Genomic DNA, 19,510 nt, shown 5'->3' on the forward strand with positions numbered 1-19,510 from the left:
ATAAGGGAGCTATCTTTATGCAAATCAATGTTAACACTGACCGTACCATCGAAAAACACCAAGGCCTGGACGAGCACGTGCAATCCGTCGTGGAAGGCGCCATCGGCCGTTTCGAAGACCAGGTGCACCGCATCGAAGTTCACCTGAGCAATGAGAATGCCCAGAAAGGCGCCGACGGCGGCAACCGCTGCATGATGGAAGCCCACGTCACCGGCTATGCGCCGGTCGTCGTCAACGAACACGGCGTGAACCTGCACCAGGCCATCACCCAGGCCGGCAACAAGCTCAAGCGCGCGCTCGACAGCGCCCTGGGCCGCCTGGCCGACAAGGCCCGCCGCGAACCGGTTCCGATCGGCGATATCGACGGCGACCTGGCGCCCGAGCAGGACAAGAACCTGACCAGCGGCATGTAATTCAGGCCGCAATGCAGCACCGAGCGCGGCCCTGGCCGCGCTTTTTTTATCGCTCGAGCATTGCCCGCAGTTGCCGTAGATAGCGCAGTCCTTCCAGCGCCCGGCTGCCGTACCAGGACATCATTTCGCCGTCGACCAGCAGCACCGGTATGCCGAGCTGCTTTTCCAGCGCGTCCGCATGGGTTTCCGTAAAGCGGTAGGGTTCAGTCGAGAGCAAGACGGCATCGAGTCCGGCGACCAGTTCGTTCGACCAATGAAAACGCGGGTAGCGGCTGGCATCGGGCAGCGCCGCCACCGTCCAGCCGATCTCGGCCAGCATGCGCGCGATATACGTGTCGCTTGAGACGCTCATCCAGGGATCCTGCCAGATGCAGTACAGCACCGTGCGCGGCAGGCCCGCCGGCGCCGCCTGCAAGGCAGCAAGTTCGGCCTCGAAATCGGCGCACCAGCGCGCGGCCGCCTCTTCTGCGCCGAAGATGCCGCCCATCAGGCGCGCCAGCTCCAGGTTGTCGCGCGGCGCCAGCGGGTGCGTCACGACGAGATGGGGCACGAATTCGGCCAGCGCGTCTGCCGTCGGCTTCTCGTTCTCGTCGATGTTGACGATCACATGGGTCGGCGCCAGTTTGCGGATCTTCTCGAGATTCACGTCCTTGGTGCCGCCCACTTTCGGGATCGCGGCGACCGTGTCGGCGGGATGGATGCAAAAGCCCGTGCGCCCGACCAGCAGCGGCGCCAGGCCCAGGTCGCACAGCAACTCGGTAATCGAGGGCACCAGCGAGACGATGCGCGCAGCGGGCGCCGGCGCGTGCGTCGTGCCGAGGGCGTCGACGAGGGGATGGGTGGAGTCGTTCATGGCCGCTATTGAAACACTCCTGTTTCCGAAACGCCAGCGGGAACGCGGCGGCGAATGGTTTATCATGCAAGCTTATTTGCTGATTCATTTACTAATTTTTGTAGTATTCCAGCGATCACGCGGAGGAACGTCTTGAAACACATCGGATCATTTCGGGAGTCCGGCTACCCGGTCGAGAAGCTGGAGCTGTTTCGCGGCGCCGACATGCAGGCCGCCGCGAACGCGCTGGCCGATTGCGAGGTGCTGGAACTGAGCGCGGGCGAACCGATCGAAGACGCGGTGCGCGCGCGCCTCTACATCGTGCTGTCGGGCATGCTGGAAGTCGAGCACGACGGCCACACCGGCAGCGCGGACGGCAACGTCACCCGCATCCTGCCGGGAGAAAGCGTGGGCGAGCAATCGGTGCTGGACGACGCCGCCAACCTCGACGCCGTGCACGCAGTGGAAGACACGCGTTTGCTGGTCATCGAATCGAAACTGGCCTGGGAACTGATCGACCATTCGAACGCGGTGGCGCGCAACCTGCTGCGCCTGATGTCCTTCCGCATCCGCGCGGCGAATGCCATGCTGCGCCGGCGCCAGAAGCTGGGCGAGTTCTACCGCCAGCTCTCGCTGAACGATACTCTCACCGGCCTCTACAACCGCACTTGGCTGGCCGACATGCTGCCGAAACTCGTGGCCCGTGCCCGCAACCAGGGCAGCCCGCTGGCCCTGCTCATGGTCGACCTCGACAACTTCAAAAAGTTTAACGATACCCACGGCCACCTGGTCGGCGACGCCGCCCTGTGCGCGGCGGCGAACGTCATCCGCGACGGCCTGCGTCCATCGGATTTCGCGGTGCGCTATGGCGGCGAGGAATTGATGGCCGTGCTGCCGGAAACCAATGGCGAACTGGCCCACATGGTGGCCGACCGCCTGTGCCAGAAGATGCGCGAAGCCGTGCTCTTCCCCGACATGCGCGTGCCGATGCCGCACCTGACGGCCTGCTTCGGCGTGGCCGTGCTCGATCCGAACGGAAATGAAACGAGCCTGATCGAAGCGGCGGATGCGGCGCTGTACCGGGCCAAGGAAGCGGGCAGGAATTGTGTGAGTGTGTGAGCTGACGACATTGACGGAACGCGACCGCGCCCCGACAATCCGTGCCACGCTTGAAGCTTCAGCGGCATCCACAATAAAACGATGAGCACACACACTTTCCTCTGGCACGATTACGAAACCTTCGGCGCCCAGCCGCGGCGCGACCGTCCGGCGCAGTTCGCCGCAATCCGCACCGATGCCGAGCTCAACGAGGTCGGCGAACCGCTGATGCTGTTCTGCCAGCCGGCCAACGACTACCTGCCCGATCCGCAGTCCTGCCTGATCACCGGCATTACGCCGCAGCAATGCCTTGAGCTGGGCGTGCCGGAACACGAATTCGCGCGCCAGATCGAGGCGGCTTTTTCCGAGCCAAGCACGATCGGCGTCGGTTACAACACGATCCGCTTCGACGACGAGGTCACGCGCTTCCTGTTCTGGCGTAATTTGCTCGACCCGTATGCACGCGAATGGCAACACAATTGCGGCCGCTGGGATCTGCTCGACGTCGTGCGCATGACCTATGCGCTGCGTCCGGAAGGCATCGAATGGCCGACCCATCCGGACGGCCGCCCGAGCTTCCGGCTGGAAGACCTGACCCGCGCCAACGGCCTGACGCATGATGCGGCGCACGACGCGCTGTCCGACGTGCGCGCCACCATCGCGCTGGCGCGCCTGATCCGCAATAAACAGCCGCGCCTGTTCGACTTCTGCCTCGAACTGCGGCGCAAGGACAAGGTTGCCAGCGAAATGGGCCTGCACCTGGAGCGCACGGCGCGCCAGCCCTTCCTGCACGTGTCGGGCATGTTCCCGGCCGAACAGGGCTGCCTGGGCCTGGTCTGGCCGCTGGCCCAGCACCCCAGCAACAAGAACGAAGTCCTGGTCTGGGATTGCCGCCACGATCCGTCCGAACTGTTCGGCCTGGACGTCGAGACGATCCGCCAGCGCATGTTCACGCGCAGCGCCGACCTGCCCGAAGGCGTGACGCGCCTGCCGATCAAGAGCATCCACCTGAACAAGTCGCCGATGCTGGTCGGGAACCTCAAAACGCTGTCGAGCGCCATGGCGGCGCGCTGGGGCATCGACCTCGAGCAGGCGCGCGCCCACGCCCAACTGGCGGCAAGTGGCCCCGACATGGCGGCGACCTGGGCCCAGGTCTACCAGAAACCGGCGGCGGCCAACGAGACCGATGTCGACGAGGATCTCTACGGCGGCTTCGTCTCCAACAACGACCGCCGCAAGCTGGAATCGCTGCGCATGCATACCCCGGCGCAACTGGCCAGCGCCCGCCCCTCCTTCGAGGACGAGCGCCTGGCCGAGCTGCTGCGGCGCTACCGCGCACGCAACTTCCCCGAGACCTTGAGCGAAGAGGAAATGCAAGCGTGGGAAGAGCACCGCGCCGCGCGCCTGTTCGACGGCGCCGGCGGGGCGCGCACGGTGGATCAGTTGTTCGGCGAGATCGATGCGCTGTCGGAAACGGCGGACGAGCGCGCCGAGGAGATTCTTGGCGCCTTGTACGAGTATGTGGAGGCGATTGCGCCGAGCAGGTATTGATCGTTTGGCGTTCGACCCCGCGCGCATGCCCGCCCTACGTCATACCACTACCAAGAACCGTAGCCTACCGTAGGGCGGGCATGCCCGCGTTCACACGCCGATAATTGCCTGAAAATGCCTGAGCGACGGCGCATCGGCGCCATCGTTTATCCCCGATATCGGTTGATCTCGTCGCGCGTCTCGCGCGCCACGCGCCGCGCCGCCGCCGCGAAATCTTCCCCTTCCTGCGGCGCCGCATACAGGATCGCCCGCGAGGAACTGATCATCATCCCCGCCCCACCCGCCGTCCTGCCCGCACGCACGGTCGCTTCCACATCCCCGCCCTGCGCGCCGATGCCGGGCACCAGTAAAGGCATGTCGCCCACGATCGCCCGTACCTGCGCCAGTTCCTCGGGATAGGTCGCGCCCACCACGAGCGCGCACTGGCCGTTGCGGTTCCACGTCTCGGCCACCATGCGCGCCACGTGCTGGTACAGCGGCTGGCCGCCCACGTCGAGAAATTGCAGATCCGAGCCGCCCGCGTTGGAGGTGCGGCACAGCACGATCACGCCGCGGTCGGGCCAGGCGAAATACGGCTCGACCGAATCGGAACCCATGTAGGGGCTGACGGTCACGGCGTCCGCGCCGTAGCGCTCGAAGGCTTCGCGCGCGTACTGGTGGGCGGTGGCACCGATGTCGCCGCGCTTGGCGTCGAGGATCAGCGGAACGTGCGGATAGGTGGTGCGCAGGTAGCGGCAGATCTCCTCGAGCTGGTCTTCGGCGCCGAGCGCGGCGAAATAGGCGATCTGCGGCTTGAAGGCGCAGGCCAGGTCGGCGGTGGCGTCGATGATGGCCTTGCAGAACTGGACAATCGCGTCCGGTTGATCCTTCAGGTGGGTTGGAAAGCGTCCCAGGTCGGGGTCGAGTCCGACGCACAGGAGCGAATCGTTGCGGAGCCAGGCCGCGGAGAGTTTATCGATGAAATTCACGGCGAGCCCCCTTAATCATTGTGACAACAATGTCATTGCAAACCCTCTATTGTACCTGCCACGGGCCCGGGCCCAAGCGCCGGCCCCGGCCGCAGGCACGACTGTGCGACCGGATTCGAACGAGTCCTGTATATTTTTATTCATTCGACAACTCGCACCCGACAGGACATCATGACGTCTTCCGCATCGCCTTCCCTCTTTGCACGCTGGGCCCGCCTGCTGGCGGTCGCCACCCTGACCGGCTCGCTGCTTTCGGGCTGCGGCTACAACGACTTCCAGACCAAGGACGAGGCCACCAAAGCCGCCTGGGGCGAAGTGGTCAACCAGTACCAGCGCCGCGCCGACCTGATTCCGAACCTGGTCAACACGGTCAAGGGCTATGCCTCGCACGAGAAGGAAACGCTCGAAGCCGTGACGCGTGCGCGCGCCGCCGCCACCAGCTTCCAGATCACTCCGGAAGTGCTGAACAATCCGGAAGCCTTCGCCAAGTTCCAGCAGGTACAGGGCGAACTGTCGGGCGCGCTGTCGCGCCTGATGGCCGTGTCCGAGGCCTACCCGAATTTGAAGGCCGACACCAGCTTCCGCGACCTGCAGTCGCAGCTGGAAGGCACCGAGAACCGCATCACGGTGGCGCGCCAGCGCTACATCGCCTCGGTGCAGGACTATAACGTCACCGTGCGCAAGTTCCCGACCAACCTGACGGCGATGATGTTCGGCTACGAAGCCAGGCCTTCGTTCACGGTCGAGAACGAAAAAGCGATCTCGACCGCACCGACGGTCAACTTCGGCAAATAAGGATGACGGTCTTGCGTACCTTCTGGCTGTTGCTGCTTGCCTTCGTACTGGCGGCGCCGGCCCAGGCCCAACTGAAGCCGGTGCCGGCGCTGACCGCGCGCGTGACCGACCAGGCCGGCATGCTCGACGGCGGCCAACGCCAGCGCCTGGAAGCCATTCTTGCCGAGCACGAGGCCAAGAGCGGCAACCAGATCGCGGTGCTGCTGGTGAAGTCGACCGAGCCGGAAGCGATCGAGCAGTTCGGCATCCGGGTCGTCGAGGCATGGAAACTCGGGCGCAAGGGCGTCGACGACGGCGTGCTCCTGATCGTCGCGCGCGACAACCCGAGTTCGCTGCGGCGCCTGCGCATCGAGGCCGGACGCGGGGTGCAAGGCGTGCTGACGGATGCGCAATCGAAGCGCGTGCTGCAGGACGTCATCGCTCCCCACTTTCGTCAGAACCAATACTACGAGGGCCTGGTCGCAGGCGTGGGCGCGATTGCCACCCTGCTGAACCGGGAACGATTTCCCGAGCCGGCGCAGCAAGTAGGCCCGGCGGCAGGCAATGCAGGCAGTGAAGGAGGCGGGGTTGGTATGTTTGGCATCTTGATGTTGATATTCGGTTTCATGCTGGTGCGCTCGATCTTCAAGCCGCGCCGCCCGCGCCTGTCGCGCGGCGGCTGGGGCGGCGGCGCGACCGGTTTCATTCTCGGTAACGTGATCGGCAACATGGCCAGCCGCGGCGGCGGCTTCGGCGGCTTTTCCGGCGGTGGCGGCGGCTTCGGCGGCGGCGGTTTCGGCGGCGGCGGCGGCACATTCGACGGCGGCGGCGCCTCGGGAGACTGGTAATGGAACACGCACCGTTCGGACAGCGCCTCGCGCGCGTCTTCCGCCACTGGCGCAGCACCCAGGCCGACGCCCGCCGCGCCTTTCCCGAAGCGACCCTGGCCGCGGCCGCGCAGGCGATCACGACCGGCGAGCAGACCCATCGCGGCGAGCTGCGCTTCATCGTCGAAGCGGCCCTGCCTACCGACGAGGCCTGGGACGGCATCAGCAACCGCCAGCGTGCCCTCGCCCTGTTCGCCGACTACGGCGTCTGGGACACCGAGGACAATTGCGGCGTGCTCATCTACGTGAACCTGGCCGAGCACAAGGTCGACATCGTGGCCGACCGCGGCATCGACCGCAAGATCGACGCCGCCACCTGGCAGGCCGTGTGCCGCACCATGACCGAGGGGTTCAAGCGCGGCGACTTCCACAACGCGGCGCTGGCGGCGATCGAGCAGGTCAACGGCCTGCTGCGCGAACATTTCCCGGCCACGGGCGCGCGTCCCAACGAGCTGCCGGACAAGCCGATCATGCTGTAGGCGATGCACCACGGGCTGCCGCGGAGACAGGCCTGCCTTTACAATGGCGGCAACCAAACTCCGTGAAAGCCCACCATGAAACTCGCCGATAGAATCGCCCTCGTCACCGGCGCCAGCCAGGGCATCGGCCTGGCCTGCGCCCAGCGCCTGGTGCGCGAAGGCGCGCGCGTAATGCTGGCCGACGTACGCCCGGAAGTGGCCGCCGCCGCGGCCAGCCTCGGCGAGGCCGCGCGCCACTTCGTCGCCGACGTCAGCCAGAAATCCGATGTCAACGCCCTGTTCGAGGCCACTTTCGCCGCTTTCGGGCGGGTCGACATCCTCGTCAACAACGCCGGCGTCACGCACGCGGCCGACTTCCTCGACCTGCGCGAGGAAGACTTCGACCGCGTCATGGCCGTCAACCTGAAATCGATGTTCCTGTGCAGCCAGGCGGCGGCGCGCGACATGGTCAAGCGCCAGAGCGGCTGCATCATCAACATGTCGAGCGTGAATGCGGAACTGGTGATCCCGAACCAGGTGCCCTATGTGATCTCGAAAGGCGGCGTCAACCAGCTCACGCGCGTGGCCGCCATCGGCCTGGCCCAGCACGGGATCCGCGTGAATGCCATCGGCCCCGGCACGATCCTGACCGAACTGGCGAAGCAGGCGGTGCTGGCCAGCCCGGAAGCGCGTCACACGATCCTGTCGCGCACGCCGTTAGGACGCTGCGGCGAGCCGGAAGAAGTCGCCTCGATCGCCGCCTTCCTGGCCAGCGACGACGCCTCGTACGTGACCGGACAAACCCTGTATGCCGATGGCGGACGCCTGCCGCTGAACTACACGGTGCCGGTTCGCGAGTAGAGGAAGCTCTATGACACAAAGAGACAAGTATTCACGGTTCGTATGTCTGGTATCTGAATTTACAATTAGACAAATATATCGCGCCGCAACATAATCCACCTGTCTCCACTATTCTCCTCCAAGAAAATAGTTTTAAGCCCGCTCTGAAGCGGGCTTTTTTTTTGACTGAACAACTATCTCCTCTACAGCAGATAGATTGCTTTGCAGGCAAATCGTTCGTAGTAGAGCTCGAATGCTTGCGCTACGTCATATTCGCGTCACAAACCCTCCTTATACTTGGATTCATCTGCGGTACACGCAACCGATATGCCTGACTGCAGACAGGTGTGCAGTGCAAACGCGTTGCACACCCACCAAACATTGTCTCTTGGCCCGATCTTGGGTTGTGCCCACCTCTCTCTCCGGTGGGCATTTTTTTTTGTTAGCCCGTACCCACATTGCATTAATGTGAAAGTTGACCTTGAAGCCAGAGTGCTTTTGACTATGATGAAGTTCGCGCGCACGCAAGCGGGGTTGCCGGCATGATCCCAAGGCGGGCGCTGTATGAGACCAGACAAGGGAGCCGAACCGATGAATTTTCAAGCATCCGAACAGCACACCGCATACCCATCCGCCAGCCGACGACAATGTGATGACGCCGCTTGCCTGGTTCTGAGCGAACTCAATCCACTGGTGGTGCTCGATCACCTCGAAGACGAGCAGACGCCCTTGACCCTCCTCACCTTCGGCGGCGTGCGCGAGCTGTGTCCGAAGTGCCAGCGCAAGGAACTCAAGCTCGTCCTGCGCCAGACCTCGGTGCGCATGGCCCACCTGTTCTGCGCCGAATGCGAGAGCTGCTTCGATGCGCGCTATGCCGACGGGGCCCCGGCGCTGACCATCTGAAACGCGCCTGCCGCACCCGCCGTGCATGCGCGCGGCCCTACGCCGTGGTATGGTTGCCGTTTTGCCAGCTGGTCGACCATGCCGCGTTTCCTGTCCCCGCAGTTCCTGCTTTTCCTTCTGCTCGATCCACGCCTGAACAAGCTGCGCTATGGCGCCGCTCTCGGCATTTTCCTCGCCATCCTGGTGGGCGGCTCGATTCCCGGCGCACGCGCGCAGATCGGCGACTACGCGCCCGGCGTGCTCCTGCACTCGACCGCCTACTCGGTGCTGGCGCTGCTCTGGTTCACCGCCAGCCGCGGCAGCGCGGCCAGCCGCAGTATCGCCACCGTGCTGGCGATCGCCGTCATGGGTGCGATCGACGAATCGGTGCAGAGCTTCTTCCCCTACCGCGGCGCCGACGTGCGCGACTGGATGGTCGACGTCAGCTCGGCCGTGACGGTGTGCGCCATCCTGTGGCTGGTGCTGCCGAAGGCCTCCCTGCAACGCAGCTGAGCCCGGCTCGCAGCCCGTTTCCCCGAAAACACCCTCCTTGATCTGGCTCATGCCGCACACGAGTCGGCTGGAACGTCGTGCCCGTTTGCGCCTCTTACCGGAGTGGCAGACGTCATCGTCACGCATACCCACTGACAAAATCAAACGGAGGATCGATCATGAAACAACAACATCAGAGCGTGGTGCTGGCGGGCTTGCTGGCGATGGCGCTCGGCCTGACGGGTTGCGCGGCCATGCGCGGCGGCAGCGGCACGAGCGGCGATACGGGCAGCAGCAGTAGCAGCGGCAGCGGCACCAGCGGTTCGTCCGGCGCCACCAGCGGCAGCGAAGCGGGCGGCATGTCGGGCACGGGGGCCGGCACGAGCACCAGCTCGGGCACCTCGGGTACGTCCGGCAGCTCGGGCACCTCGGGCACGACGGACAGCTCGGGTACTTCGGGCACGTCCGGCACGTCCGGCAGCACGAGCAGCTACGACCAGTCCGGCACCTCGGGCAGCGCGGCCACCGGCAGCTCGGCCACCGGCAGCACGACCCAGGGCAGCTCGGCCGGCACCATGTCCGACACCGCCAGCAGCAGCGCCCAGGGCGCCTCTAGCGCCGGCAGCGCCACCGCCTCGAGCGGCAGCCCGAACAGCACGGTGGTCTCGATCGAACTGGTGCCACGCACCGCCGGCGGCATCAGCGGCGGCACGGTGGCGGGCGCGGCCGCCGGCAGCAGCGGCAGTAGCGGCGCCAGCGGCAGCTCCATGACGTCCGATCGCGTCTACCGCATTACCCTGCGCATGGACGACGGCAGCACCCAGGTCGTCACGCAGGAAACCACGCCAGATTTTCGTAGCGGCGACCGCGTGAACCTCAGCGGCGGCGCGATCGCCCGCTGACGCGCGGGTGCCCGGCCGGCCCTGTCCGCCGTTGGGGCGGGGCGCAAGCTTCCGGTTCGCCGCCGAACTGGGTGCCTGGAGGAGCGTGGCCCCGGCGCCGACTAGACCCGCTCGTTCAGTACACCCGCTCGACCAGATAGCCGCGTTGCGCCAACAATTGCGGCAGGCCGTTGTCGCCCAGCAGGTGCAGCAGTCCGACGCCGACGAAGAGCACGCCGCCCTCTCCCATCAGCTGATCGATCTGGGCCGCCATGTCCGGATTGCGCCGGCCGAGCAGCTTGCGGCGGGTGAACTCGGCCGTTTCCGAGGCGCCGGCGGTGGCGTCACGCAGCACGGCGTCGAGGGCGACGGCGTCGCCCGAACGCCACGCTTCGATGGCCCGGCGCGCCCGCTCGGCCAGGCTGCCGTCGCTCAGGCCGGCAAGGGTTTCGCGCAGGTAGCGTTCGGATTCGGCCGGGTTCATGCTGTCGAACAGGGCAAGCTGGAAGTCGGCGCTTTCCAGCTGGGCCACACGCGTGCCGCGCCGTCCGGCCCGGGCCAGGAGCGCGCTTTCCACGCCTTCGCTGCGGCGGTAGCCCTGCCGTTCCAGCGCCAGGCCGAGCAGCAGGTTGGCGAGCAGCCAGGGTTTCAGGTGCGCCACGCTGGCCAGGCTCACGCCCTCGCGGTGCAGGGCGGTGCGCAGGCGCGCGAGGGTGTCGGGCGCGATGTGACGCGCGATGCCGTCGCCCGGCGCATAGCGGCCGTGCCGGTCGAGCGCGCGGATGAAGTCGTCGTCCGAACGGGTATCGAGCTCGACCACGACATGGTCGGCCGCACGGAGGGCGCGCTCGGCCTCGGGCGCCATCGGATAGAAGGAGCGTTCGCCCACGTGGACGGTGCCGAACAGGTAGGCGACGCGGCCCCCGCCGCTGATGCGATAGAGGCCGCCGTGGTGGCGCGCGGCGACCGGCGCCGGGCCCGGCACGGGGTGGGCCGCTGCGGATGCGCTCGCGGAGGCACTCGCCGTGTGCGCCTCCGGCGTCTCGGGCGCTGCGGCGCACGCCGGATCGCCGGCGCCGGCGGCGACAAGCGCGATGAGTGCAGCCAGCGAGACGGCATGACGGCGCAGCGCGTGGGTATTCATGCGCTCACACGTTCAGCTGCAGGCCGGCGCCGCCGGCGCAGGGCTCGGGATGCCCGGCCGGGCCACCGCATTCATACTGCCTTTCATGATCCGCCGGCATGCGCAAGCGTCATCGAGCGCCCCGCCCCGGCCTGTGGACGCCGGCCAGGTGGAACGCCGGGCGCCCGCGTCCAGCCAGCTCAGCGCTCAGCTTGGCGGCGCCCGCCCAGCGCTCAGGACGGATCGAGATCCACGCCGCCTCCAGCCTTGACCGTGTTCGCCTGCGCATTGCGCGTCGCCGCCGAGATCACCTCGAAGGGCAGCTTCGGCGTGCGGTCGGCGTTGAGCAGGCCGTTGGCTTCCTGGAAGGTATCGGCGAACTGCGTGTAGCAGAAGCCGCTGAACATGAAGGTCTCGTTGACGACCTTCAGCAGACCGCGGTACAGGTTGTGGAAACCCTCGGCCGTGGTCGAGCGCGAATATCCCCAGGTGCCCTCTTCCGGCGTGCCCTTGGTGTCGTAGGCGATGCCGCCGAATTCGGTCAGCACGATCGGCTGGCCGCGGTGCGGGAAGCCGTCCAGGGTCAGGATGCGCCCGCCCGGACGCCGCTGGTCGAACAGGGTGCGCACCGGATCGCTCACTTCGTAGCGGGCCTTGAGCTTTTCCGGATCGCAGTCGTAGTCGTGGATGCCGAGGATGTCGGTGGCAGAGGCTTCCCAGCCGTCGTTGCCGATCACGGGCCGCGTCGCGTCCAGCGTGCGCGTCAGGTGGTAGAGCGCCTCGACGGCATTGCGATGCGCCTGCGTCAGCGTCAGGTTCGGCACGCCCCAGGACTCGTTGAAGGCGACCCAGACGATGATGCAGGGGTGGCTGTAGTCGCGGTCGATCGCTTCCGTCCACTCGCGCACCATGCGCGTGATCGCCTTCGGGCTGAAGCGGTAGGCCGATGGCATCTCTTCCCAGACCAGCAGGCCCAGCTTGTCGGCCCAGTACAGGTAGCGCGGATCCTCGATCTTCTGGTGCTTGCGCACGCCGTTGAAGCCCATCAGCTTGGCCAGTTCGACGTCGCGCTTGAGGTGATCGTCGGAGGGGCCGGTGAGGAAGGATTCGGGCCAGTAGCCCTGGTCGAGCACCAGGCGCAGCTGGTAAGGCCTTCCATTCAACATCAGGCGGTCGCGGTTGATCGCGAACGAGCGCAGCGCCGTGTACGAGCGGATGCGGTCGACGACGCGGTCGCCGCAGCGCAGCGTGACTTCGGCGTCGAGCAGCGTCGGGCGCTCCGGGCTCCACAGCAGCTCGTTACGCGAATCGTCGATGCCGGGGTCGGACAGCGCGATCTTGCGGTTCGCCTCGCCTCCCAGCAGCTTGTAGTGATCATCCGCCAGCAGGTGTTCGCCATGCCAGATCTTCACCTCGATGAACATGTCGTCGCGGATCTCGCCGCCGGCGAACACTTCGCAGCCGATCTCGAAGGTCTCGAAAATCGGCGTCCATTTCAGCTTGTGGATGAAGGTCTTCTCGACCTGCTCGACCCAGACCGTCTGCCAGATGCCGGTGGTGCGCGGATACCAGATCGAGTGCGGTTCCAGCAGCCAGTCCTGCTTGCCGCGCGGCTTGGCCAGGTCGGCCGGATCGTCCTCGACATACACGGTGACGACCTGCTGGCCGTCGGCCTTCATGGCGCGCGTGATGTCGGCCGAGAACGGCGTATGACCGCCCTCGTGCTCGGCAACCAGCTGGCCGTTGACCCAGACCCGCGCCGCGTAGTCGACGGCGCCGAAGTGCAGGATCGTGCGCCCCTCCGTCGGCATGACGGTGAACTCGCGCTCGTACCAGCAGACCCGGTGGAAACCGGTATCGGCGATGCCCGACATTTTCGTCTCGGGTGCGAACGGCACTTCGATTTCGTGCGTCCACTCGGCGACGTCGCCCGGCAGCTTGAAGCGCATCTCGTCGTCGAAGCAGAAGCGCCACTTGCCGTTCAGGCTGATCCAGTTGTCGCGTACCAGTTGGGGACGGGGATATTCAAACTGACTCATCGTTTTCCTTTCGTTCAGCTGCAGTCGTGCCAGGAACCGGGATCAGGAGCCGGCCTTGTCGTCCATTGCTGTTGTATTCGTCGAGTGCGGCCGTAGCCGCCTGTTGGGCCAGACCCGCCTTGCACAGCGCCACGCAGGCGCCGCCGAAACCGGCGCCGGTCAGGCGCGCGCCGACCACGCCCTCCTGCTTGCGCAGCAGCGCGCACAGTTCGTCGAGCTCGGGGATCGAGACCTCGTAATCGTCGCGTAGGCTGAAATGCGAGGCGTCCATCAATTCGCCGAAGCGCTCGGCCGAGATGCCGTTTGCCGCTTCCAGCACGCGCAGGTTTTCCTGCACCACGTGGCGCGCGCGCCGCCGCAGCGGCTCCGGCAGGGTTTCCACGCTGTCCGGATCGAGCACGTCGCGCAGCGCCGTCACGCCAAGCTTACGCGAAGCTTCCTCGCATTCGGCGCGCCGTTCGTTGTACTTGCTGCCGGCCAGCTTGCGCGCGATGCCGGAATCGATGACGATGATCTCGGTGCCTTGCGGCAGCGGCGCCAGCCGGTGTTCGAGCGTGCGCGCATCGATGAACAGCATGTTCGATTCGTCGGCCAGGCTCGAGGCCATCTGATCCATGATGCCGCAGTTCACGCGCGCAAATTCGATCTCGGCGCGCTGGGCGATGCGCGCCAGCTTGACGTCGTCGAGTTCGAAGCCGAGCATCTGGCGCAGCGCGCGCAGCGTCGCCACTTCCAGCGCGGCGCTCGACGACAGGCCGGAGCCCACCGGCACGTCGGTCGCGACCCAGACCCGCAGCGGCGGCACCGTCACGCCTTCGGCTTCGACCAGGCGGATGCAGCCTTCGATATAGCTGCCGAAGCCGGGCGGCGCACTGCCGTCCGGCGCGAAGGTGACGTTGGCGTCGAGCGTGCTCGAATAAAAATAGAAGTGGCCATCGTTGCTGGGACTGAGCGCCACCGTCGTGCGCTGGGGCGTGGCCACCGGCAGCATGTAGCCGTCGTTGTAGTCGGTATGCTCGCCCAGCAGATTCACGCGTCCCGGTGCGGAGGCATGCACCGCGGGCGGGCCGCCGAAGAAGGAATCGGTCGTCACCATCAGGTTTTCTCCAGCCAAAGGGGCCGCTGCCGGCCATGCACGGTCACGGCCGGCCAGCGCGGATCGAGGGTGAGGTTGTCCAGTCCCTGCGGGCCGAGGAGGAAGGTGTCCTCGATCTTCAGGCCCGCGAAGCTGGGGTTGAATGCGAAGGCCATGCCCGCTTCCAGTTCGGTCGCCGTGCTGGCGGTGGCGACGATCTCGCGCGCCAGGTAGCCGGTGATGCCGCCCTGATGGTGTTCGTCGATCGCGCCCTGGCGGTCGGCATGCTTGTAGGCGGCGGCGAAGGCGTGGTACACGGCCGACAGCGATTTGCCGGGCACCACGGTGGCCAGGCCCGTGGCCTCGACTTCCATCAGCGCCTGCTGTTCCTGCGGCGCTGCATTTCCACTCAAATTCGCAAAGCTCACGAAACGGGTCAGGTTCGCATACAGGCCGTGGCGGCGTGCGCAGAACACCAGCATCGCGCGTTCTCCGATCGGCTCATGCGAGGGCGTCGGATGGCGGTACGCCGGCAGGCGGCGCGCGCCGGCGGCCAGCACCAGGGCCGGATGGATGCCGCGCCGCCAGAGTGCCGCGGCGCCGGCCGCTGCCAGGTCGTATTCCGTCCACTCGGGCCGCGCGGCGGCCAGGGTGTCCGTCATCGCTTCGGCGGCCTCGCGCCCGAGCACACGGTAGCGCGCCTGCTCCGACTCCATCAGCACCAGGCGGCGCTGGCGCAAGGCCGTCGGCAAGGGCTGCTCGCTGCCGTGCGGGCGATCCGACAGCACCAGGCCGTCGCCCGCCACGCCGAGCAGGTAGCGCGTGCGCAGTTCGACCTGCGCCCAGGGCGTGACGTGGAAGGTGAAACCGGCCGGCACTTCCTCTTCGCGCAGGCGCGCCGCCTCGATCTCGTCGGTCAGGATGACGGCTTCGTCGCGCGTGACCAGCACCTCGGCCACGCCTGCTTCGGCCGTATGCAGCACCGCGCTCGAGCCGCCGGCGGTCGCCCAGGCGAACCAGTCGACGCCGCGCAGGCAGATCGCCGCGGCGCCCGTCGTCTCGAGGCAGCCGCGCAGCAGCGCCAGCTTGGCCGCCACTTCGGCGGCGCGCTCGGCCGCGCTCATGCGCCCTCCAGCGAGACGCTCACCGCCTGCAGTTCGGCCGCCGTATTCTCGGGCAGCACGTCCATCGCGAACATGCCGGCGCCCAGCTCGGTGCCGGCCAGGTATTTCAGGCGGTCGCGCGAACGGTAAGGCGGATAGAACTGGGCATGCAGCTGGGTTTCGGGATGCGCCATGCCGTCCGTGGGCGCCTGGTACCAGGCCATCAGGTAAGGGAAAGGCCGGTTCCACATCGTCTCGTACTTGAGCAGCACCGTTTTCAGGCAGCGTGCCAGGCTGGCGCGCTGCGCATCGGACAGCGAGGCGAAGTCCGGGCAGGGTTCGGTCGGCATTACCCACACCTCGTATGGGTAGCGCGCGCAGGCCGGTACGAAGGCGATCGCATGGTCGTCCTGGTACAGCACGCGGCGCCCGTCGGCCGCTTCGTTCTTGGCCATGTCGCACAGCAGGCTGGTGCCATGCTCCAGGTACCATTCGCGCTCCTGCGCCAGCATGCGCGCCGGTACTTGCGGCACGAAGGGGTAGGCGTAGATCTGGCCGTGCGGATGGTGCAGCGTCACGCCGACTTCGGCGCCGCGGTTCTCGAATGGCAGCACGTATTCGATGTGGGCATTCGCACCGATGCGGCGCGTGCGCTCGCCCCAGACCTGCAGCAGCAGTTCGATGCGCGACAGCGGCAGGTGCACCAGGGCCGTGGTCGGATCCTGGGTGAACACCACGACTTCGCAGTGGCCGTTGGCGGGCGCGGTCGGCACCGTCAGCTGCGGCGGATCGTGCGAGGCCAGCGCCAGCGAGGGAAAGCGGTTGTCGAACACGGCGATCTCGTAATCGCCCTGGGGCAGCTCGGTCGGGTTCGCGGGGTCGCGCGTCACGGCCAGCGGGTTGTACTCCGGCGGCGGCAGGAAGGTGCGGTTCTGGCGGAATCCGGCATAGGTCACCCATTCGCCGCGCAGCGGATGCCAGCGCAGGTGGGGGTTGGCGTTCATCGGATCCGGGAACGGGCTGGGCGCAACGATCCCGTCCGGAATGGGCTGGTTGCTGTAGAGGGTCAGTTGTCGTCCGTCGGGCTTCGTCAGTTCTTTACTGTGCATGGCATCGCTTCACGTCGGCAAATCACGGGCAAATACATGCGGCGCAGGCAAACAACATCCCTGCGACCACGGCTAGGGGGTGATCCTAACATGGCGTTTACGCCACATTTTCCGGGCGTAACGTATGTATTTTCCAACAGTTAATGACTCAGCGGAGCGCGGATGGGGGGAGCAAAGAGCGGGGCTGCTTCTCTCCTATGAAAACGCTAGCGATCGGCCATCTCGGCAAGGTCGCAGAGACGATTTTGTAGGCCTAAACCTACAAAACGATTGGAAGTATTTACGGGGTGCGGCAAGACAAACTCTGACAAGCCCAACAAGCGCGCCGGCCACCGAAAAGCATGCACGAAGTGCTGTGGCGGATGGGAAACGCCGGCGCATGACGCGCCGGCGTGCGGGATTACTTCGCCAGCTCGGCCAGTACCGCCGTGTACATCTGCAGGTTCAGCAGCAGCTGCTTGAGCGTGATGAACTCATGCTCCGAGTGGCCCGTGTAAACCTGGCCCGGCATGCCGGGGCCGAAGCTGACGGCATTCGGGAACAGGCGCGAATTGGTGCCGCCGCCGATCGCTACCGGCTTCGGATCCTTCATGCCGGTGAAGTAAGAAAACACGTTCATCAGGATCGGCAGCTGCGGCGCGTCCTTGCGCAGCCAGGGCTCGCTCGTCTTCACCGTGATGTTCGACAGCGCGATGTTCTTCTGCTGCCAGGCCGCCAGCGCCGCATTCACCTCGCCGGTGAGCTGCTCGATGCTCTTGCCCTGCGGGCGGCGCAGGTTGATCGAGACTTCGATGCCCTCGTCCTTCTGGCGGATCACGGTGGGCGACACTGTCATCCGGCCCATGAAGCTGTCGCGGTAGGCGATGTTCCCGAACTGTTCGCCATACATGCCGGTGCCCACCATCTGGTTCAGGTAGTTGACCGCGGCGCCGGCGCTCGTATTCGGCCAGCTTTGCACGGCCAGCGCATCGGCCAGCATCGCCACCGCGTTCACGCCGTCCTCGGGTTTCGAGGAGTGCGCCGAGACGCCGCGCGCGCGCACTTCCAGGTCGTTGCCATTGCGCGTGAACGTGTAGCGCATGCCTTCCTGCTGCGCGCCGCGCGCGCGGATCTGCGCCTCGATGGCGGCGCCGGCGTTGGCAATCGTCGCCGTGGCGTCTTCCGGAATCTGGCTGCCGAAGAAGCCGCCGCCGAAAGCGGCAATGTGCGCTTCGCCGGCCTGCGGCTGCACCGCGTTCGCCTTGGGGAAGGTGACGGCGATCGTGCCAGAGGCTTTCTCGGCCACCACCGCCGGATATTCGGCGTCGAGCGTGATGTTCATTTGCGGCGGCTCGTGGGTTTTCAGGAAGTCGACCAGCGGCTGCCAGTTCGATTCCTCGCCCATGTACACATACAGTTCGATGCGCTTACTGAGCGGCAGCTGCTGATCCTTCAATGCCTTCATCGCATACAGGGCGGTTGCGATCGGGCCCTTGTCGTCCTCGGCGCCGCGCGCCAGCAATTTACCCGGCTCGCTCGTCTGGTCGAGCACGAAGGGCGACTTCTTCCATTTCGACGGATCGACCGGCTGCACGTCGCCGTGGGTGACGATGCCGACCCGCTCCTCGCCCTTGCCCATGCCGACGATGAACACCCAGCCGTGATCGGCGAAGTCGAAACCGAGACGGCTTGCCTCACTTTTCAGGTAGTTTTTGAAAGCGATGTGCTGCGGATCCTGATCCGAGGGGATCTTCGGGTCGGCCACCGTATTGAAGCTGACCAGGCCGGCCAGGGTCTTGACGACGTCGGTGCGGTAGGTAGTGACGGCATACTTGGCGGCCTTGACGGCGGCCGGACTCGGCACGGCGGCGGCGCTTCCCTGGGCAGGTGCGGCAGCGGCCTGCACCGCGATGGCCAGCAACAGGCTGGCGAGGATGGTTCGTTTCATGTCTCGAAGGGTCTCCATTGCATAGGCGCAACGAGTCTAGCACAGGGTTCCGCGCCGCGTCCCCGCACACGGACGGCCCGCATTTCCGGTATCGTTGCTGTCAACGACAAGACCAACGAGGACTTCCATGAGCGACAAACTGGTGCGCCGCATCCACCCGGCGCTGCGCGACGACATCGGGGACCTGGTCACCCAGCGCCCCGTGCCCAGCCGCCACCTGGATCAGGTCGATCCCTTCCTGTTCCTGAACCACCACGGCCCGCAGACCTACCCGCCGCACAACCGCGGCCTGCCCTTCGGCCCGCATCCGCACCGCGGCTTCGAGACCGTCACCTTCATCCTCGAGGGCATGCTGACCCACAAGGACAGCGCCGGCCACGAGAGCATCATTCGCGCCGGCGGCGTGCAGTGGATGACGGCCGGCAGTGGCCTGATCCACGCCGAGATTTCGCCGCGCGAATTCCTGGAAACGGGCGGCCCGCTCGAGATCCTGCAGCTGTGGGTCAACCTGCCGCCGCACCTGAAGATGACGGCGCCCGCCTATATCGGCCTGCAGAAGGAAGACATCCCGGCGCTGTCCCTCGACGGCGGCCGCGTGACCATGCACCTGACAGCGGGCGAGTGGGAAGGCACACGAGGCCCGGTGAATTCGCTCACTGGCGTCTTCATGAGCACGGTCGCCTTCCAGGCCGGCGGGCGCCTGCGCGTGCGCGGCCTGGCGCAGCGCAACGTCTTCCTCTATGTCGTGCGCGGCGCGCTGCAGGCCGGCGTGGCCGACGACCGCATCAGCGCCTTCCACCTGGTCGAATTCGGCAGCGAAGGCGACGAACTCGAGATGACGGCGCTGGAAGACGCGGTGGTGCTGTTCGGCCACGCCGAGCCGATCGGCGCGCCGGTTGTCTCGCACGGGCCTTTCGTGATGAACTCGCGCGCCGAGATCGAGCAGGCGATCCGCGACTACCAGGCCGGGCGCTTCGGGCCGCCGATGTAAAGACGAAGGGGCGGTGCGCCGCGTTCGCGGCGGCTCGATTAGAGTGGACGAATCAGCCACTTCACGA

At 66.2% G+C, this 19,510-nt stretch carries 20 protein-coding genes; 12 read left to right on the plus strand and 8 right to left on the minus strand.

Annotated elements, in window-relative coordinates; all coding sequences use genetic code 11:
• The first annotated feature begins 17 nt into the window (after positions 1-17).
• Positions 18-413, plus strand: coding sequence for an HPF/RaiA family ribosome-associated protein (locus ASF77_RS21875; protein WP_056344741.1), 396 nt, complete (start codon positions 18-20; stop codon positions 411-413).
• A gap of 46 nt (positions 414-459) precedes the next feature.
• Here ASF77_RS21875 and ASF77_RS21880 read toward each other — a convergent pair whose 3' ends face one another.
• The gene (locus ASF77_RS21880) at positions 460-1,266 is read right to left on the minus strand and encodes a helical backbone metal receptor (protein ID WP_056344745.1); all 807 of its coding nucleotides are present in this window, start codon (positions 1,264-1,266) and stop codon (positions 460-462) included.
• Between ASF77_RS21880 and ASF77_RS24460 the strand changes: the two genes are divergently transcribed.
• The 3 genes from ASF77_RS24460 (at position 1,265) to sbcB (ending at position 3,894) form a co-directional block, all read left to right on the plus strand.
• The gene (locus ASF77_RS24460) at positions 1,265-1,402 is read left to right on the plus strand and encodes a hypothetical protein (protein ID WP_156648978.1); all 138 of its coding nucleotides are present in this window, start codon (positions 1,265-1,267) and stop codon (positions 1,400-1,402) included. The two genes, ASF77_RS21880 and ASF77_RS24460, sit on opposite strands and share 2 nt — an antisense overlap.
• On the plus strand, positions 1,399-2,364 hold the full coding sequence (locus ASF77_RS21885) for a GGDEF domain-containing protein (protein ID WP_056344748.1): 966 nt from the start codon (positions 1,399-1,401) through the stop codon (positions 2,362-2,364). The genes ASF77_RS24460 and ASF77_RS21885 overlap by 4 nt, the downstream gene beginning before the upstream one ends.
• A gap of 81 nt (positions 2,365-2,445) precedes the next feature.
• A complete protein-coding gene (gene sbcB / locus ASF77_RS21890) occupies positions 2,446-3,894 on the plus strand; it encodes an exodeoxyribonuclease I (RefSeq protein ID WP_056344751.1) in 1,449 nt (482 codons plus the stop codon).
• A 146-nt stretch (positions 3,895-4,040) separates the two neighbouring features.
• Here the strand turns inward: sbcB and pyrF are convergent, their stop codons facing one another.
• On the minus strand, positions 4,041-4,862 hold the full coding sequence (gene pyrF, locus ASF77_RS21895) for an orotidine-5'-phosphate decarboxylase (RefSeq protein ID WP_056344754.1): 822 nt from the start codon (positions 4,860-4,862) through the stop codon (positions 4,041-4,043).
• 171 nt (positions 4,863-5,033) lie between these two features.
• On the opposite strand from pyrF, the gene ASF77_RS21900 reads away from it, so the two are divergent.
• The 7 genes from ASF77_RS21900 to ASF77_RS24465 all read left to right on the plus strand — a co-directional run bounded on the left by ASF77_RS21900 (position 5,034) and on the right by ASF77_RS24465 (position 10,097).
• Complete coding sequence (locus ASF77_RS21900; protein WP_056344757.1) at positions 5,034-5,657, plus strand: LemA family protein; 624 nt, start codon at positions 5,034-5,036, stop codon at positions 5,655-5,657.
• 2 nt (positions 5,658-5,659) lie between these two features.
• Positions 5,660-6,484, plus strand: coding sequence for a YgcG family protein (locus ASF77_RS21905; RefSeq protein WP_056344760.1), 825 nt, complete (start codon positions 5,660-5,662; stop codon positions 6,482-6,484).
• Complete coding sequence (locus ASF77_RS21910) at positions 6,484-7,002, plus strand: TPM domain-containing protein (RefSeq protein ID WP_056344762.1); 519 nt, start codon at positions 6,484-6,486, stop codon at positions 7,000-7,002. Before ASF77_RS21905 ends, ASF77_RS21910 begins: the two co-directional genes overlap by 1 nt.
• A 75-nt stretch (positions 7,003-7,077) precedes the next feature.
• On the plus strand, positions 7,078-7,842 hold the full coding sequence (locus tag ASF77_RS21915; RefSeq protein WP_056344765.1) for an SDR family NAD(P)-dependent oxidoreductase: 765 nt from the start codon (positions 7,078-7,080) through the stop codon (positions 7,840-7,842).
• Positions 7,843-8,412: 570 nt separating this feature from the next.
• Entirely contained in the window at positions 8,413-8,724 is a 312-nt protein-coding gene (locus ASF77_RS21920) for a hypothetical protein (RefSeq protein WP_056344768.1), read from the plus strand.
• A 78-nt stretch (positions 8,725-8,802) separates the two neighbouring features.
• A complete protein-coding gene (locus ASF77_RS21925; RefSeq protein WP_056344771.1) occupies positions 8,803-9,216 on the plus strand; it encodes a VanZ family protein in 414 nt (137 codons plus the stop codon).
• Between the two features lie 158 nt (positions 9,217-9,374).
• On the plus strand, positions 9,375-10,097 hold the full coding sequence (locus tag ASF77_RS24465) for a hypothetical protein (RefSeq protein ID WP_156648979.1): 723 nt from the start codon (positions 9,375-9,377) through the stop codon (positions 10,095-10,097).
• Between the two features lie 115 nt (positions 10,098-10,212).
• Here the strand turns inward: ASF77_RS24465 and ASF77_RS21940 are convergent, their stop codons facing one another.
• From ASF77_RS21940 to ASF77_RS21965, 6 genes are all read right to left on the minus strand, one after another.
• Positions 10,213-11,220 carry a TraB/GumN family protein gene (locus tag ASF77_RS21940; protein WP_082493994.1) on the minus strand — a complete coding sequence of 336 codons (1,008 nt, stop codon included), beginning with the start codon at positions 11,218-11,220 and terminating at the stop codon, positions 10,213-10,215.
• 212 nt (positions 11,221-11,432) lie between these two features.
• Positions 11,433-13,238: a glycoside hydrolase family 2 protein gene (locus tag ASF77_RS21945; protein WP_056344780.1), complete on the minus strand. Its 1,806-nt coding sequence runs from the start codon at positions 13,236-13,238 to the stop codon at positions 11,433-11,435.
• Entirely contained in the window at positions 13,225-14,334 is a 1,110-nt protein-coding gene (gene galK, locus ASF77_RS21950; protein WP_056344783.1) for a galactokinase, read from the minus strand. The genes ASF77_RS21945 and galK overlap by 14 nt, the downstream gene beginning before the upstream one ends.
• Complete coding sequence (locus tag ASF77_RS21955; protein ID WP_056344786.1) at positions 14,334-15,437, minus strand: Xaa-Pro peptidase family protein; 1,104 nt, start codon at positions 15,435-15,437, stop codon at positions 14,334-14,336. The genes galK and ASF77_RS21955 overlap by 1 nt, the downstream gene beginning before the upstream one ends.
• Positions 15,434-16,525 (minus strand): galactose-1-phosphate uridylyltransferase, encoded by a 1,092-nt coding sequence (galT, locus tag ASF77_RS21960; protein WP_056344790.1) that lies wholly within the window; start codon positions 16,523-16,525, stop codon positions 15,434-15,436. The genes ASF77_RS21955 and galT overlap by 4 nt, the downstream gene beginning before the upstream one ends.
• 400 nt (positions 16,526-16,925) lie before the next feature.
• Complete coding sequence (locus ASF77_RS21965; RefSeq protein ID WP_056344793.1) at positions 16,926-18,452, minus strand: dipeptidase; 1,527 nt, start codon at positions 18,450-18,452, stop codon at positions 16,926-16,928.
• A 127-nt stretch (positions 18,453-18,579) separates the two neighbouring features.
• On the opposite strand from ASF77_RS21965, the gene ASF77_RS21970 reads away from it, so the two are divergent.
• Complete coding sequence (locus tag ASF77_RS21970; RefSeq protein ID WP_056344796.1) at positions 18,580-19,443, plus strand: pirin family protein; 864 nt, start codon at positions 18,580-18,582, stop codon at positions 19,441-19,443.
• Positions 19,444-19,510: the final 67 nt, after the last annotated feature.

Origin of the sequence: Massilia sp. Leaf139 (assembly GCF_001424165.1) — a bacterium.
Lineage (GTDB): Bacteria > Pseudomonadota > Gammaproteobacteria > Burkholderiales > Burkholderiaceae_D > Telluria.